The sequence below is a fragment of the Actinotalea sp. JY-7885 genome (assembly GCF_014525465.1).
In the GTDB taxonomy this organism is placed as follows: domain Bacteria; phylum Actinomycetota; class Actinomycetes; order Actinomycetales; family Cellulomonadaceae; genus Actinotalea.
The window spans coordinates 1-16,508 of record NZ_JACEXH010000071.1 but is presented as its reverse complement, the minus strand read 5'-3'; the positions used below and the strand labels follow the sequence as shown (position 1 = coordinate 16,508).

The 16,508-nt window shown below is 73.5% G+C and carries 14 protein-coding genes; 10 read left to right on the top strand and 4 right to left on the bottom strand.

What is annotated here, in order from left to right:
- The 8 genes from IDM29_RS08505 to IDM29_RS08470 all read left to right on the top strand — a co-directional run.
- A partial coding sequence (locus tag IDM29_RS08505) for a metalloregulator ArsR/SmtB family transcription factor (RefSeq protein WP_188037420.1) occupies positions 1-564 on the top strand: 564 nt, incomplete at its 5' end.
- Positions 561-1,991 (top strand): Fe-S cluster assembly protein SufB, encoded by a 1,431-nt coding sequence (gene sufB / locus IDM29_RS08500; RefSeq protein WP_304518625.1) that lies wholly within the window; start codon positions 561-563, stop codon positions 1,989-1,991. The genes IDM29_RS08505 and sufB, both read left to right, overlap by 4 nt.
- 59 nt (positions 1,992-2,050) lie before the next feature.
- Positions 2,051-3,385: a Fe-S cluster assembly protein SufD gene (gene sufD, locus IDM29_RS08495; RefSeq protein ID WP_182113696.1), complete on the top strand. Its 1,335-nt coding sequence runs from the start codon at positions 2,051-2,053 to the stop codon at positions 3,383-3,385.
- Entirely contained in the window at positions 3,382-3,720 is a 339-nt protein-coding gene (locus tag IDM29_RS08490; RefSeq protein ID WP_182113697.1) for a non-heme iron oxygenase ferredoxin subunit, read from the top strand. Before sufD ends, IDM29_RS08490 begins: the two co-directional genes overlap by 4 nt.
- A gap of 10 nt (positions 3,721-3,730) precedes the next feature.
- Positions 3,731-4,486, top strand: coding sequence for a Fe-S cluster assembly ATPase SufC (gene sufC / locus IDM29_RS08485; protein ID WP_182113698.1), 756 nt, complete (start codon positions 3,731-3,733; stop codon positions 4,484-4,486).
- 53 nt (positions 4,487-4,539) lie between these two features.
- Positions 4,540-5,868, top strand: coding sequence for a SufS family cysteine desulfurase (locus IDM29_RS08480; protein WP_182113699.1), 1,329 nt, complete (start codon positions 4,540-4,542; stop codon positions 5,866-5,868).
- Positions 5,865-6,362, top strand: a complete 498-nt coding sequence (sufU, locus tag IDM29_RS08475; protein WP_182113700.1) for a Fe-S cluster assembly sulfur transfer protein SufU — start codon at positions 5,865-5,867, stop codon at positions 6,360-6,362. The genes IDM29_RS08480 and sufU overlap by 4 nt, the downstream gene beginning before the upstream one ends.
- Complete coding sequence (locus tag IDM29_RS08470; protein ID WP_182113701.1) at positions 6,359-6,709, top strand: metal-sulfur cluster assembly factor; 351 nt, start codon at positions 6,359-6,361, stop codon at positions 6,707-6,709. The genes sufU and IDM29_RS08470 overlap by 4 nt, the downstream gene beginning before the upstream one ends.
- 19 nt (positions 6,710-6,728) lie before the next feature.
- Here the strand turns inward: IDM29_RS08470 and IDM29_RS08465 are convergent, their stop codons facing one another.
- Both IDM29_RS08465 and IDM29_RS08460 read right to left on the bottom strand, forming a co-directional pair.
- Positions 6,729-7,520: an NAD(P)-dependent oxidoreductase gene (locus IDM29_RS08465; RefSeq protein WP_255491839.1), complete on the bottom strand. Its 792-nt coding sequence runs from the start codon at positions 7,518-7,520 to the stop codon at positions 6,729-6,731.
- A 109-nt stretch (positions 7,521-7,629) separates the two neighbouring features.
- Positions 7,630-9,636, bottom strand: coding sequence for a DUF6807 family protein (locus IDM29_RS08460; protein ID WP_182113703.1), 2,007 nt, complete (start codon positions 9,634-9,636; stop codon positions 7,630-7,632).
- A gap of 517 nt (positions 9,637-10,153) precedes the next feature.
- Between IDM29_RS08460 and IDM29_RS08455 the strand changes: the two genes are divergently transcribed.
- Positions 10,154-11,665, top strand: coding sequence for an extracellular solute-binding protein (locus IDM29_RS08455; RefSeq protein WP_182113704.1), 1,512 nt, complete (start codon positions 10,154-10,156; stop codon positions 11,663-11,665).
- Positions 11,666-11,852: 187 nt separating this feature from the next.
- Positions 11,853-14,213: a glycoside hydrolase N-terminal domain-containing protein gene (locus IDM29_RS08450; protein ID WP_182113705.1), complete on the top strand. Its 2,361-nt coding sequence runs from the start codon at positions 11,853-11,855 to the stop codon at positions 14,211-14,213.
- Between the two features lie 63 nt (positions 14,214-14,276).
- On the opposite strand, the gene IDM29_RS08445 is transcribed toward IDM29_RS08450, so the two are convergent.
- Positions 14,277-15,683 (bottom strand): serine hydrolase, encoded by a 1,407-nt coding sequence (locus IDM29_RS08445; RefSeq protein ID WP_182113706.1) that lies wholly within the window; start codon positions 15,681-15,683, stop codon positions 14,277-14,279.
- A gap of 122 nt (positions 15,684-15,805) precedes the next feature.
- Positions 15,806-16,508 (bottom strand): cytochrome c oxidase assembly protein (locus IDM29_RS08440; RefSeq protein ID WP_223148121.1); only part of this gene is annotated, 703 nt, incomplete at its 5' end.

Below are 16,508 nucleotides of genomic sequence, written 5' to 3'. Positions count from 1 at the left end.
CGCTACGTCGCGACCGAGCGCGGCCAGGCCGCCCTGAGCAGCGCCTACTCCGACCTCGCGACCCAGGCGCTCGCCTTCCTCGCCGAGGTGGGCGGGCCGGACGCCGTGCGCGCCTTCGCCGACCGGCGCGTCGCGCTGCTCGAGGAGCGCCTGCTCGCGCACGACGCCGACGGCGTCCTCGCGGCCGGACCCCACCAGGCCCCCGTGACCGACCGCGTCGCGGCGCTCGCGACCGGCCTCGCCGCCGAGGGCTACGCCGCCTCGGTGCGTCCCGTCCCCGGCGGGCGCGCCGTCCAGCTGTGCCAGGGGCACTGCCCCGTCCAGGACGTCGCCGCGCTGCACCCCCAGCTCTGCGAGGCCGAGGCGCGGCTGTTCTCCCGTCTGCTGGACGTCCACGTCCAGCGGCTCTCGACCCTCGCCGCGGGCGGGCACGTGTGCACGACGCACGTGCCGGTCCCCACCGGCGCCACGACCAGCACCCGCACGACCCGGCACGACCGGAACGACGACCACCCAGCAGCATCCGACCGTCCCGCTCCCGGGACCGTGGAGGGAACACGATGAGCGCACCCACCGAGCCCATGTCCACCGACGAGGAGATCATCGCCTCGATCGGCAGCTACGGGTACGGCTGGCACGACAGCGACGCCGCCGGCATGACCGCCAAGCGTGGTCTGTCCGAGGAGGTCGTCCGGAACATCTCGGCGCTGAAGAACGAGCCCGAGTGGATGCTCAAGACGCGCCTGCGCGCCCTGCGGCTGTTCGAGAAGAAGCCCATGCCGAACTGGGGCTCGGACCTGTCGGGCATCGACTTCGACAACATCAAGTACTTCGTGCGGTCCACGGAGAAGCAGGCGACCTCCTGGGACGAGCTGCCCGAGGACATCAAGAACACCTACGACCGCCTGGGCATCCCGGAGGCCGAGAAGCAGCGCCTCGTGGCCGGCGTCGCGGCGCAGTACGAGTCCGAGGTCGTCTACCACCAGATCCGCGAGGACTTGGAGGAGCAGGGCGTCATCTTCGTCGACACCGACACGGGCCTGCGCGAGTACCCGGAGATCTTCGAGCAGTACTTCGGCTCGGTGATCCCGTCCGGCGACAACAAGTTCGCGGCGCTCAACACGGCCGTGTGGTCGGGCGGCTCGTTCGTCTACGTGCCGCCGGGCGTGCACGTCGAGATCCCGCTGCAGGCCTACTTCCGGATCAACACCGAGAACATGGGCCAGTTCGAGCGCACCCTGATCATCGCCGACGAGGGCTCCTACGTGCACTACGTCGAGGGCTGCACGGCGCCGATCTACACCTCGGACTCCCTGCACTCCGCCGTCGTCGAGATCATCGTCAAGAAGAACGCCCGCGTGCGCTACACGACCATCCAGAACTGGTCGAACAACGTCTACAACCTCGTGACCAAGCGCGCGACGGCCGCCGAGGGCGCCACCATGGAGTGGGTCGACGGCAACATCGGCTCCAAGGTGACGATGAAGTACCCGGCCATCTACCTCATGGGCGAGCACGCCAAGGGCGAGACGCTCTCCATCGCCTTCGCGGGCGAGGGCCAGCATCAGGACGCGGGCGCCAAGATGGTGCACGCCGCGCCCCGGACGTCGTCGTCGATCATCTCCAAGTCGGTCGCGCGTGGCGGCGGCCGCACCTCCTACCGCGGCCTGGTCCAGGTCCTCGAGGGCGCCGAGCACTCCGCCTCGACCGTCCTGTGCGACGCGCTCCTGGTGGACCAGATCTCGCGGTCCGACACCTACCCCTACGTCGACGTCCGCGAGGACGACGTCTCCATGGGGCACGAGGCGACGGTCTCGCGCGTCAGCGAGGACCAGCTCTTCTACCTCATGTCCCGCGGCATGGCGGAGACCGAGGCCATGGCGATGATCGTGCGCGGGTTCGTCGAGCCCATCGCGCGCGAGCTGCCCATGGAGTACGCGCTCGAGCTCAACCGGCTGATCGAGCTGCAGATGGAAGGCTCCGTCGGCTGATGGCCGACGCCGCCCCCGTCCCAGCCCCGCAACCCACCCGAGAGGCCCACACCACCGACATGGCCACCGACCTGACGACCGACCACAGCCGGGCCGTCGCCGACGGCGCGCACACGCACGGCACGGGCGGCACGCCCGAGACGTCGCGCGCGGCACGCACGACGTCGTTCGACCTCGCCGCCTTCCCCGTGCCCAACGGGCGCGAGGAGGAGTGGCGCTTCTCGCCGGTCGACCGGCTCGCCCCGCTCTTCGACGCCGACGGCGTCGGCCTCGAGGGCACCGCCACGCAGGTCACGGTCGTCGAGGCGCCCGAGGTCCAGGTCGAGATCGTCGGCCGGGACGACGCGCGCCTGGGCACCGCCGGCAAGCCGGGGGACCGGACCGCGGCGGTCGCGTGGTCCTCGTTCCGGGAGGCCACCGTGGTGACGGTCCCGGCCCAGGCCGTGGCCTCGACCGCGACGAGCATCCGCGTCGAGGGCCTGCCGGTCGCCGACGCCCTCCAGGGCGCCGCCGAGCCGTCGGCCGTCCACCTGCTCCTGCACGCCAAGCCGCTCAGCGAGGCCGTGGTGGTCATCGACCACATCGGCCGCGCGGACCTGACCGAGACGATCGAGGTCGTCGCCGAGGACGGGGCGCACCTGACGGTCGTCTCGATCCAGGACTGGGCGCCCGGCTCCGTGCACGCGTCGTCGCACCGCATCCGCCTGGGCCGCGACGCGAGCGTCAAGCACATCGTGGTGACGCTCGGGGGCGACGTCGTGCGCGTCACGCCGGACGCCGAGTTCACGGGCGAGGGCGGCTCGGTCGAGGCGCTCGGCCTGTACTTCGCGGACGCCGACCAGCACCAGGAGCACCGGCTCTTCGTCGACCACGCCGTGCCGTCGTGCCGCTCGCGCGTGACGTACAAGGGTGCGCTCCAGGGCGCCGGCGCCCACACCGTCTGGGTCGGCGACGTGCTGATCCGCGCCAACGCCGAGGGCACGGACACCTACGAGCTCAACCGCAACCTGGTCCTGTCCGACGGCGCCCGCGCCGACTCGGTGCCCAACCTCGAGATCGAGACGGGCCTCATCGAGGGTGCCGGCCACGCCTCGGCGACCGGCCGGTTCGACGACGAGCAGCTCTTCTACCTGCGCGCGCGCGGCATCCCCGAGGCCGACGCCCGTCGCCTCGTCGTCAAGGGCTTCTTCGCCGAGCTCGTGCAGCAGATCGGCCTGCCCGAGGTCGAGGAGCGGCTCGTCGCCGCGATCGACGCCGAGCTCGAGAAGAGCATGTCCGTCATCCAGCAGGCCCAGGGCGCGCCGGCCCCGGCCGGCCCGGTGGGCGTGCCCGGCACCGTGTCCGACTCCGAGCCCACCGACGTCTCGGCGAACAACCCGGTCATCTCGGCATGAGCGCCCAGCTCGCCTGCATGACGGCCGACGTCGAGCCGGGCACGGCGCTGCGCGTCGAGCTGGAGGGCGAGTCCGGACCCGTCCCCGTCGCCGTCGTGCGCGACGCCGACGGGCAGTGGCACGCCGTGAGCGACATCTGCTCGCACGGCCAGGTGTCCCTGTCCGACGGCGACGTCGACGGCTGCACGATCGAGTGCTGGCTGCACGGCTCGACGTTCGACCTGCGCACCGGACAGCCCCTCGCCCTGCCGGCCACCCGGCCCGTCCCCGTCTACCCCGTGACGATCGACGGCGAGCGCGTGCTCGTCGACATCGACGTCACCGCCAACGTCTGAGGAGAACCGCATGACCACGCTCGAGATCCGCGACCTGCACGTCAGCGTCGAGACCAAGGAGGGCCCCAAGCCGATCCTCCGCGGCGTCGACCTCACCGTCCGCAGCGGCGAGACCCACGCGATCATGGGGCCGAACGGCTCCGGCAAGTCGACGCTCGCGTACTCGCTCGCGGGCCACCCCAAGTACGAGATCACCTCGGGCACCGTGCTGCTCGACGGCGAGGACGTCCTGGCCATGAGCGTGGACGAGCGCGCCCGCGCCGGCATGTTCCTCGCGATGCAGTACCCCGTCGAGGTCCCCGGCGTCAGCGTCTCGAACTTCCTGCGCACGGCCAAGACCGCGATCGACGGCGAGGCGCCGGCGCTGCGCCACTGGGTCAAGGACATGAAGGGCGCCATGGAGCAGCTCCGCATGGACCCGACGTTCGCCGAGCGCAACGTCAACGAGGGCTTCTCCGGCGGCGAGAAGAAGCGCCACGAGATCCTGCAGATGGAGCTCCTCAAGCCGCGCATCGCGATCCTCGACGAGACCGACTCGGGCCTCGACGTCGACGCGCTGCGCGTCGTGTCCGAGGGCGTCAACCGCGTGCGGTCGACCGGTGAGGTCGGCGTCCTGCTCATCACGCACTACACGCGCATCCTGCGCTACATCGAGCCCGACTTCGTCCACGTCTTCGTCGACGGGCGGATCGCCGAGGAGGGTGGCCCCGAGCTCGCCAACCGCCTCGAGGCCGAGGGCTACGACCGGTTCCTGACCAAGGCCTGAGCGTCACGCTCGACCGCACCCGTCCCCACGCCGTCGCTCCGCCGGAGGAAACCATGACAGCCGTTCTCGAGCCGCACGCCGCGGGCTCCGGGCACGTGCTCACCCCGGCGGAGCTGGCGGCCGTGCGCGCCGACTTCCCGCTGCTGACGCGCACCGTGCGGGGCGGTCGCCCGCTCGTCTACCTGGACTCGGGCGCGACGTCGCAGAAGCCCGACGTCGTGCTGGACGCCGAGCAGGACTTCTACCTGCAGCGCAACGCCGCCGTGCACCGCGGCGCGCACCAGCTCGCCGAGGAGGCCACCGAGGCCTTCGAGCAGGCGCGGCAGGAGGTCGCCGACCTCGTCGGCGCCGACGTCGACGAGATCGTGTGGCAGACCAACGCGACCGCGGGGCTCAACCTCGTGGCGTACGCGCTGTCCAACGCGACGCTCGGGCGCGGGGGAGCGGCCTCGCGGCGGTTCGCCCTCGCGCCGGGTGACGAGATCGTCGTCACCGAGACCGAGCACCACGCCAACCTCGTGCCGTGGCAGGAGCTGTGCGCCCGCACCGGCGCCGTGCTGCGGTGGATCGGCGTGGACGACGACGGCCGGCTGCGCACCGACGAGCTGGCCACCACGGTCACCGAGCGCACCAAGGTGCTGGCCTTCACGCACGCCTCGAACGTCACCGGCGCCGTCACGGACGTGTCCGCGTTCGTCGCCCGCGCCCGCGAGGTCGGCGCGCTGACGGTGCTCGACGCGTGCCAGAGCGTGCCCCACCTGCCCGTGGACCTGCACGCGCTCGGCGTCGACTTCGCGGCCTTCTCGGGCCACAAGATGCTCGGCCCGACGGGCGTCGGCGCGCTGTACGGGCGGCGCGAGCTGCTCGAGGCCATGCCGCCCGTGACCACGGGCGGCTCGATGGTCGAGGTCGTCACCATGGAGACGACGACGTACGCCCCGCCGCCGCAGCGCTTCGAGGCCGGCACCCAGATGGTCGCCCAGGCGGTCGCGATGGGCGCCGCGGCGCGCTACCTGCGCGAGCTGGGCATGGACGCGGTCGCGGCGCACGAGCGCGAGATCGCCGCGCTGCTGCTCGACGCCGTCGCGGCCGTGCCGGGCGTGCGCGTCGTCGGCCCGACGGACGTCCGCGACCGGCTCGCGGCCGTGTCGTTCGTCGTCGAGGGCGTGCACGCGCACGACGTCGGCCAGGTGCTCGACGACGCGGGTGTCGCCGTCCGCGTCGGCCACCACTGCGCGCAGCCCCTGCACCGCCGCTTCGGCGTCGCGGCCACGGCGCGCGCGTCCGCGGCCGTCTACACCACGCCGGACGAGGTCGCCATCTTCGGCGAGGCCCTCGCGTCCGTCCGGCCCTTCTTCGGACTCGGGAGCGGTACCGCATGAGCAGCCCGATGGAGCAGCTGTACCAGCAGCTCATCCTCGACCACGCCAAGTCGCCCCACGGGCGCGGCCTGGCCGACGGCTTCACCGCCGAGTCGTTCCAGGTGAACCCGACCTGCGGCGACGAGGTGCGCCTGCGGGTGCACCTCGACGGCGACACGATCGACCGCGTGAGCTGGGAGGGGCAGGGGTGCTCGATCTCCCAGGCCTCCGTCTCGATCATGTCCGAGCTGGTGAGCGGCACGCCTGTCGAGGCGGCCGAGGACCTGGCGGACACGTTCCGACGCCTCATGCATGCGCGCGGCGAGGGCCTCGACGAGGAGTCCGAGGACAAGCTCGGTGACGCCACCGCGCTCACCGGGGTGGCGCGCTACCCCGCGCGCATCAAGTGCGCGCTGCTGGGATGGTCGGCACTGCGCGACGCCCTGATCCAGTCGGGCCGTGCCGGGGAGCCGGCGCCGGACGCGACAGCACGACCCACCGAGGAGGACGCATGACCACCACGACCCCCGGGACACCGGGCCAGAGCCCGATGCCGCCGAACGCCGCGGACGTCGAGGAGGCGCTGCGCGACGTCATCGACCCCGAGCTCGGCATCAACGTCGTCGACCTCGGCCTGATCTACGGCGTCGCGCTCGACCAGAACAACCACGCCGTCATCGACATGACGCTGACGTCCGCGGCCTGCCCGCTGACCGACGTCATCGAGGACCAGTCCGCCGCGGCGCTCGAGGGCGTCGTCGACGGCTTCCGCATCAACTGGGTCTGGATGCCGCCGTGGGGCCCCGAGAAGATCACGGACGACGGCCGCGAGCAGCTGCGCGCCCTGGGCTTCAACATCTGAGCCCTTGGGCGGCGCGCGCTCAGCGCGCGACGCCGAGAGCGTGCACGGGGCCGGCCTGGCCGCCGCCGATGAGGTCGCCGGCGTCGTCGTCCTGCGGACCCAGCCGGGCCGCGTAGACCTCGGCGTCGTCCTGGGGGTGGTAGCCGATGGCGTGTCCCGGCTCGAGGGAGAACCATCGGCGCGTGTTGCGCGAGATGGCCCAGACCACGTGCGCCCCGGGGACGTCGTGCGTCGCCGCGGCGTGGACGAGCCGGACGAGGTCGGCGTGCGAGAGCCACGTGGACAGCGCGCGGGTGCTCGACGGCGTCTCCTCGATCGTCCCGATGCGTGCCAGCGTGACCACGAGGCCGTGCCGGTCGGCAAGGAGCGAGCCCAGGGCCTCCACCGCCGCCTTGCTCGCCCCGTAGTAGGAGTCGGGCCGCGGCGGGAGGTGCTCGACCGGCGTCACCGGCACCGGCCAGGAGCCGACGGCGTGGTTCGAGCTGGCGACCAGGACGTGGCGCACACCCTCCTGAGCGGCGGCCTCGAGCACTACCCGCGTGCCGTCGACGTTCGCGCTCGCGAGCTCGTGCCAGGGCCGGTCGTGCGGGATGCCGCCGAGGTGCACGACCATGCCGGTGCCGCGCACGGCGTCCCGGACCGCCTCGGCGTCCGTGAGGTCCGCCCGGACGGCCGTCTCGCCCGGCTGGGCCGCCATCGGCTCCCGGTCGAGGAGGATCAGCTCGACCCCCTGGGCGCGCAGGATCGGACGGATCCCGCGAGCCGCTCTGCCCGCGGCCCCGGTGATCAGGTACGGCCTCCGTGATCCCACTCGTGCCTCCTTGTCGCGATGATCAGGAGACACGATGTCCGGGAACGACGGTGCTCGCATCCGGGAGGGGCGGGTACGTCGCGACGTCGACGGCGCTCGTGCGTCGCAGTCAGCCGTGGGTCGTCGCCCGGGCGTCATGCCCCGGCGCAGCCGCACGCACGCGGGCCACGGCGAACTGCGCCAGGTCCGCCGCGTCGTCCGCTCCGAGCCGCCGGTCGAGGACGACGGCGACGAGTTCGACGTGGTGCGACGTACCGGCCCCGATCGTCCGGAGGGCGTCCGGTGCGAGTGCGGGCCCGGCGCCGACGTAGTCCGCGACGCGGACGAACCAGGGGTGCACCTCGCCCGGCTGGACGAGCAGGAGCGTGCTCCACGCGTCGCCCGTGTACCGCGCGATCGCGAGCCACGGGGACCGGGAGCCGTGTGCGTCCCCGGTCCCGTCCGCTGTGAGCGTGGTCGTCTCCGCCGCGGGCGGCAGGCGCCAGAAGAGACCGCCGTAGCCTGCGCCGGGCCGCCCGCTCGTCGCCGGGCTCGCGATGACGACGTCGGCGTCGCGAGCGTGCAGGCGGCCCGACCACCCGAGCGCCCACGCCCCGACATCCCCGAGGACGAGCCCGGTGATCCAGCGTTCCTCGAGCAGCTGGTCCGTCCCGTGCTCATCGGTCCACCGCACGTCGTGCGCCAGCGTGGCCCGGTCGTGGCGGACCGACGCCGCCACGATCCGCTGGCGGCCGTGGTTCGACAGGAGCGTCGGGCCCTGGCCTCGGACGAAGGTGCGTCCGCCCCAGTAGGTCGTCCCGTTGACGTCGGGCACGGCCATCGAGACGCCGTAGTGGTGGCGGTGGTCTGCGGGCGTCACCTGCGTCAGGGCGACGCCGCCGAGCGAGTGCACGGGGTGCAGGTGGGGCCGCGGGCTGTGCACGCCCGGCATGGCCACCCCGTCCGCGTACCGGGCCAAGGGCTGGTCGCCGGCGGCGAGCACCCACCCGTCGCCCGCGCGCGTCCAGGTCGCCCGTTCCTCCGGGGCCATCCTGTGGAGGCCGGCGCGGTCGGTCGAGACCGTGGCGAGGCGCCGAGCGGGCGGCACCGGTCCGGTGCTCGACCGTGCCACGAGCTCCGGCATCACGAGGGGCGATCCAGGAACCGCCGTGGGGCGGCGCCGCGGCGGGGTCCGTGGTGCCGGCGACGTCATGAGCCCGTGCAAGAGCCCCCACGCGCGCCGGCCCAGGTCCGCCTGAGGCACGGAGACCGTCGTCAGGGACGGGGTCGTGTACCGCGCGAGCTCCACGTCGTCGAACCCCGCGACCGAGAGGTCGGCGGGGACGTGGACCCCGATCTCGTTGAGGCGCGCGAGCAGGCCGATCGCGACCAAGTCGTTGAAGGCCACGACGGCCGTCGCCCGGGAGGCGAGGACGTCCTCGGTGACGCGGTAGCCGTCGTCGACCGTCGAGCCGCACGGCAGAGTCGTGACGCGCAGTCCGGGGTGCCGCTCGCGGGCCTCGTCGAGCGCCCGGCGGCGTAGCCCTTGCGAGGTGCTGCCGCGCGGACCGGCGACGTAGGCGATCTCACGGTGGCCCAGTGCCACGAGGTGGTCGGCCAGGCTGCGGATCCCTGCGCCGTAGTCGACCTGCACGGTGGGGACGTCCGGTGTGCCGAGGTCGCGGTTGATCAGAACCGCGGGCTGGGCCTGGGCCAGGAGCTCCCGCAGGACGGGGTCGGGGCTGCGGGGGGCGGCGAGGATCAGGGCGTCGCATCTCAGGCGTGCCTCGAGCGCGATCTCCGCCTCCGCCGCCGCGTTCTCCACCGTCTCCGCCACGAGGAACCGGAAGCCGAAGGGCTCGGCCGCGGCGACCGCTCCCCGCAGGATCTGCTGGAACATCGGGTTGCCGAGGTCCGGGACGACCAGGGCCACGGAGTTGGTGCGGCCGAGCGAGAGGCTGCGCGCCACGGTGCTGGGCCGGTACCGGAGGTCCGCGGCGGCGACGCGAACCCGCTCCGCGATGTCGGCCGCGACCGTGGCCTGGCCGTTCATGACCCGGGACACGGTCGCGCGCGAAACCCCTGCGGCGTCCGCCACCTGGGAGATCGTCGGCCCGCTCTTCGCGTGGCGCCGCATCGTGCGTCCCTTCTGCGACGGTGGCCGGGATCGGGGCCGACCGTGACGTCGATGCGCTGGTCACGGGGGCGCGAGGGGTGCGGAGGCCCGACGCCTCCCGACGCCACGTCCAGGAATCGTCTCCCGTGCGCGGCGCGCCCAATCTAGCGACGGGATGCTGGGACCCGGTAGTGGCGCGTACGTCGAGCCGCCACGCGAGGTGCGCTGCCCGCAGCCGTGACCCTGCCCGACGCCGTGACCCTTGCGGGACGGAGCGGCGGTCGGATACCTTCCCGGAAACCGGTTTCTCGTCGACTTCCGACACCACGCTCAACGGAGAGCAGAAGGGCGCGCCGATCGTCCTCGCCGCTGTCCGACGAGCCGGGGGTCGGTACGAGCGGTGCACGGCGCAATCGCGCGACCCGTGGCCCGCGCGCCCCTGTCGCGCTCCGGGAGCCAGTGCGGCGGCTCGGCAGATCGACACGACCGCCCCCGCGACGGCGCGGGAGGCGAAGACCTGGCACACCGAAGGGATCACATGATCAACCGCAGGAACGGAACGGCGGTGGCGTCGGCGACGGTGCTGGCGCTCGCGCTCGCCGCGTGCGGCGACGCCTCGGGCGGTGAGGCCGAGGGCGGCACCGCGCAGGGCCCCATCACGTGGATGACGGTGGTCCACACCCCGTCGACACCGGAGAAGAACGGTCCCATCGAGCGCGCGATCGAGGAGTACACCGGGGTCGAGATCGACGTCCAGTGGGTGCCGGACGCCTCGAAGGAGGAGAAGCTCAACGCGTCGCTGGCCTCCGGGCAGCTCGCCGATCTCGTCACCATGGGGCCGGTGGCGAGTACGCCGGTGCGCTCGGCGCTCGGCTCCGGGATGTTCTGGGACATCGAGGAGTACATCGACGAGTTCCCGAACCTGGCGCAGATCCCCGAGGAGACCATCGAGTCGGCCCGCATCGACGGCGCCCTCTACGGAGTGCCGTACCAGCGGTTCCTGGCCCGCTACGGCGTCATGGTGCGGCAGGACTGGCTCGACAACCTGGGCCTCGAGGTCCCGAGCACGATCGACGAGCTCACCGAGATCGCTCGCGCCTTCACCGAGGACGACCCGGACGGCAACGGCCAGCACGACACGGTCGGGTTCTACGACCGCGAGGAGAGCTTCTCCCTCGCGTTCGAGTCTCTGGCCGGGTACTTCGGGGCCGGGGTCGAGTTCGAGGTCACCGACGACGGCGAGGTCGTCCCGTCCTTCACCACCGACGCCTTCAAGGAGGCGATGGCGTGGTACCGGGGCGTGTACGAGAACGGGTGGGTGAACCAGGAGTTCGTCACCGTCCAGAAGCAGAACCAGCTGGACGGCATCGCGCGCGGCAAGGGCGGCATCATCGTGGCGGGTCTCTTCGAGGCGAAGAACTACATGGCCACGGCCAGGAGCGCCGACCCGAACACCCCGATGGCGTGGGCGCTGATCAACGACCTGACCCACGACGACGTGCCGCGGCGGATCCTCTCCGACACGGCCGGCGGCATGGGGGGTTGGCTCGCGATGCCCAAGAGCGAGGTGGAGACGGAGGAGGAGCTGCGCAGGGTGCTCGGCTTCATCGACGCGCTCCTCGACGAGGAGGCGCACGGCCTCATGACCAACGGCATCGAGGGCGAGCACTACGAGGTCGACGCGGACGGCGTCGTCACGATCACGGACCAGGCGGCGTGGGAGCGGGAGGTGCAGCCGTGGAGCTCGTCTCGTCCGTCCGAGAAGGCGGTGGTCTACGAGAGCTCTGACCCGTACGTCAACGAGGCGAACGAGAAGATGCTCGAGAACGCGGACTACGTGGTCACGAACCCGGCTCAGTCGCTCAGCTCGCCGACCTACGACAGTCGCTGGTCCACCATCGAGCAGCAGGTCATCGACGCCTACAACCAGTACATCACCGGCCAGATCGAGATGGCGGACTACGAGGCGACGATCGAGCGCCTTCGCGGGGAGGACCTCGCCCAGGTGATCGAGGAGCTCACCGCGGCGTACGCCGCGGCCAACGGCTGACGTCGAGGGTGGGTGCCGGCCGCGGGCGGCCGGCACCCACCCGACGGTGGTGCACGACGTGCACCGTCCCAGACCGATCCGAGAGGTGGCGTGTGCAGACGAGCCAGATCCAGGCCCCGGCCGACGGCCGCGCCCTCGCCGGCGAGGCGGCGGGGCCCCCGGTCCGGCCCCGGGCGGAGGGGGCGGCGTGATCACCGGGTTCTCGAGCCGCTCGACGGCACCGACCTGGGACGCCGGCATCATCGCCGGTACCGGCTCGGCCGGTGCCGTTCTCCACGGCGGGCCGGCGCGCCACCTCGTCGACATCTCCCACGAGGAGTTCTTCGGCGAGCTCAACGACCGGCCTCCGGCGCCCGTGATGACCGACGTCCTGCCGGAGGTCCGAAGCCGGCTGCTCGCCGGTGACGCCGCGGGCGCCGCGGCACTGGCGGACGAGGTCGTCGCGGCGTCCGACGTGGGCGACCGACTGGTGTGGACCGACCCGCTGCTCCCCGCCGCGAGGCTGGCCTGGGAGCCGAGCGGCCGCGGTCCGGAGAACACCGACACGTACCGGCGTGCGGTCGACTTCCTGTCCGGCGAGGCGTCGGCGCACTGGGCGACGGCCGCCGGGGTGCATCGGATCGCCGTGCTGCCCGTGCGGGCCGCGGACGTCTTCGTGGTGGAGCTCCGCGCGCCCGGCCCCGTCGACGGCGTCCTGACGCTGTGCCTCAATCGCGAGACCGCGGTCGGCGGACCCGGGAGCCGCGGTGCCGCCTACGCGGCCCGGGTGCGCGCCCGGGCGTCGTCGGACCGCGGCCGCCTGCACCTCCTCACCTCGCCGCGGGGTGACTTCGCCGACGTGGTGGCGCAGACCGTCGTCGTGGCCGGGCCTGGCGTCGAGATGGTCGTGGAGCACGTCGGCGAGGGCGAGGTCCGCGCTCGCGTGTCGGCCGGCACTGGCGTCGCGACGCTGGCGGTCGCGGTCGACGTGCAGCTCGGCGACGGCGCGTTCGACGCGTCCGCCACCGAGCGACGGTGCCGGTCGGTGCTGGGCGAGCCGGCCGCGGCCCGTGCCGCGCAGCTCCGCGACCACGGCGGGCTCGTGGGACGGACCAGTTTCCGCGTCGGCGGCGGCGAGCCGACCCCCGAGCTCGAGGCGCTCGCAGCGGCTGTCCGCCGCGACGAGGAGGGCGCGCACCGGCTCGCGGTCGAGCTCGCCTTCGCCGCCGGCCGGCACACGATCCTGTCGTCGACCGGGGTGCTGCCCCCGACGCTGCAGGGGGTCTGGCAGGGGACGTGGTCCCCGGCGTGGTCCTCGGACTACACGATGAACGGCAACGTGCAGAACGGTGCCGCCGCCGGGGCTGTCGTCGCGGGTTTCGAGGAGGTCGTGCCCGCGATCTTCCGCCTGCTCTCGCGGTTCCGCCACGACTTCGAGGACAACGCGCGGCGCGTGTACGGGCTGGGCGGCTGGCTGCTCCCGGCCCGGTGCACCACCCACGGCCGCGCGGACCACACCAACCACCGCTACCCGCACCACTGGTGGATCGGCAACGGCCCGTGGATGGTCCGGATGGGCTTCGACTACTGGTCGGCCACCGGGGACGACCACTTCCTGCGCGACGTGCTGTGGCCGCTCACGGTCAACGTGCTCGAGTTCTCGTGCGACGTCGTCGTCCCCGGTGCCGACGGTCGCGCGCACGTGGTGCCGTCGTACTCGCCGGAGAACACGCCGGCGGGTGCCGCGACGCCGCTGGCCGTCGACGCCACGAGCGACGTCGCGATGCTGCGGGACGCCGCCCGGCTCGGCCGCCGCATCGCCGCGCTGGTGCCCGGTGCCGACCCCGGACTCGACGCACGCTGGGCGGCGCTCGAGCGTTCCCTGCCGGGTTACCGGATCAGCGACGGTGCGCTCGCCGAGTGGATCGGCGACGGCTTCGAGGACCACGTGCCCCACCGGCACGCGTCGCACCTGTACCCGTTCTGGTACGAGGACGAGGCGGGCGTCGGAACCGCCGAGAGGCTCGCCGCGCTCGAGGCGATCCGTCGTCGCCTCGACTGGCGCGCCGAGGACCCCAGCGGGCCCCCGGGGCGCATGGAGATGGCGTTCGGGCTGGTCCAGCTCGGCGTCGCCGCCGCGCGCCTCGGTTCCGCCGAGATGGCCTTGCGGTGTGCCACATGGCTCGCCGAGCTGCACTGGGGCACCAACGGGGTCTCGACCCACGACGCCGGGGCGATCTTCAACGTCGATGCGTCCGGCGGGCTGCCCGCGGTCGTCACGGCGATGCTCCTCGAGGCGCAGCCGAACGTCGTCACGGTCCTTCAGGCGTGCCCGGACGCCTGGCCGGAGGGCGAGATCACGGGACTGCGCGGCCGCGGCGGGCTCGTCGCGGACCGCCTCGCGTGGACGCCCGACGCGGTGGAGCTCGAGGCGCGGTTCGCACCCGGGACCGAGCGGACACGCGACGGTGACCTGGTTGAGATCCGGGTGGGCGGTGCCGGGCGCCGGACGGTGACGGCGCAGCTCGCCGAGGCGCCGACGCTCCTGCGACTGCCGCGCTGCCCATGACGGTCGGCCGGGTCCCTGCGTTCCGACCGTCCGGACCGCGGGCGTGACCCACCACCTCCGCGGTCAGGCCGGGCGGTAGGCGCCGTGGAAGGTCCAGGCGGGGTCGGCGGACTCGCAGAACACCTGGGACTGCACGGCGAGCGTCCCGTCGGGGGCCCACGCGAGCCGGGCGCGCCAGGTGGCGAGGTCCTCGCCGTGCACGGCGCCGCGCACGTCGAGCGTGTCCGCGCTGGTCCATCCCGCGGTGACGACGGCCGGGGCGGCGGCGCCCGCACGGATGCTGCGGGGTGCGTGGAACCGCACCTCGACGTCGCATCCGTCGCCGGCGGGGCCCACGCCCGCCGCGGAGAGGTGCCCCCCGCGCGCGTCCAGTGCGACGGTCAGCTCGGCGGGTCCAGGTCCGGCCGCCACGTTCACGTAGCGCTCCGTGACGGGACGCGCGTGGGCGGGGTCGTGGTGCGGCGCCGGCCACTCGAGCGCCACCTCCGACGCCGGACCGACGACGTCACGGCCGGTTGCGCGCGCCGCGTCGAGGTGCGCGGCGAGCGGCTCCACCAGGTGCTCGAGGACGTCGTCGAGCAGCCGCTGGTCGCCGCTCGAGCAGGCCTGCGTGTCGGCGGTGACGACGACGGCGAGACGGCGGGCCGGGTCCCCGAGCACGATCTGGCCGCCCAGACCGAACATGAGCCAGCACCCCGGCCGCGGCAACCACAGCTGGTACCCGTAGCCCCGTCGCAGCGACGCGCCCCACGTCTGCGTGGCGGTGTCGGCCTGGGCCCGCGTCGCGTCGCGCAGGTACCCGCGGGGGAGCAGGGCGGCGCCGTCGTGCACGCCGTCGTCGAGCATCAGGTGCGCCAGGCGCAGCAGGTCGCGCGGGGTGCAGATCAGGCCCGAGCCGCCGTGGGCGATGCCCTCCGGGCCGGTGAGGAACCGGAGTCCCGCGCCGATCCCGAGCGGGTCGAGGAGGCGCGGGCGCAGGTACTGCGCGAGCGACCCGCCGGTGAGCCGCTCGACGAGTGCGGCCAGGACGTACGAGGCGCTCGTGTCGTAGGTGAACAGGGTGCCCGGCGGGTGCGTCGGCGTCACCCGGAAGTACGACTCGAGCCAGCCACCCTCGCCCCTGCGGTACGTCGTGGACCGGTGCGGTCCGCGCATGGACAGCATGTGCCGGAGCGTCGTGCCCGCCAGCCACGGGTGGACCGGAGCCATCTCCGGGAAGTGTCCGACGACCGGGTCGTCGAGGCTCAGCGCGCCTTCGTCCGCCAGGATGCCGACGGCGAGGCCGGTGACCGTCTTCGACACCGAGTACATCCGCTGCGGGGTGTCCGGACCGAGCGGGTCGTTCGCCGCCTGGACGACGAGCCGGCCGTCCACGCTGACCTGGACCGTGTGCAGGGCCACGTCCAGCGCGTGCGCCCGGTGTGCGAGCGTCTCGACGAGCGCGCGGGCGAGCGCGGTGAGGCCGGTCATGCGCGCGACGCAGGGAGCCGGTCGATCGCGTCGTCGGTGACGGCCACAGGGTGCTCCAGGTCGGCGGCAGGCAGGGACGGACGAGCGCGGACGGCGCACGAGATCCGAGGTCTGCGGCCACTCTAGACGGCCGCCCGCTCCCTCCCGCGGAGGCGGTACCAGGTCGCGAACAGCGCGGCCGCGAGCAGCAGCTCGGCGCCGTCGCCCCCGTAGTACATCCACGTCGCGGCCTGCTGGGCGGCCTCCACGGCGTGCTCGCCCGTGTGGTCGTGCCCGCCCGGGTGGCCCGCACCGGCCCGTGCGTACAGGAGCTTGGCCAGGAACGCGTGCGTCCCGGCGGAGACGACCAGGACGGCCGTGCGGACCGCGAGGCCCGGGCGCCCGGGCGCGGGGTCGGGGCCCGCGATCGACCACGTGAGCAGGCACCCCGCCAGGAGCAGGTGGGTCAGCACGAGCGCGTTGACGGCGTCGTGCTCGCGCGTCCACCCGTACAGAGGCGTGAGGTAGAGCACCAGGACCCCGCCGGTGCTGAGCACGGCCGCCGTCGCGGGGTGGGACAGGACGTGGACGGGCCGCGAGCGCAGCACCCGCACCCAGCCGCGCGCCCGGCGCCGCGGCAGGCTCCCGAGCAGCGCCGTGAGCGGGGCGCCGAGCACGAGCCCCAGCGGCGCGTACATCCCCAGCAGCAGGTGCTGGAGCATGTGCAGCCGGTGGTCGTGCTGGGCGGCGCCGGCGACGGGCGGGCTCAGGGCGGCGGCGACGAGCACGGCGCCGGCCACCCACGCGACGGTCCGCCCCGGACGCCACCGCGGCAGCGTCGCGGGA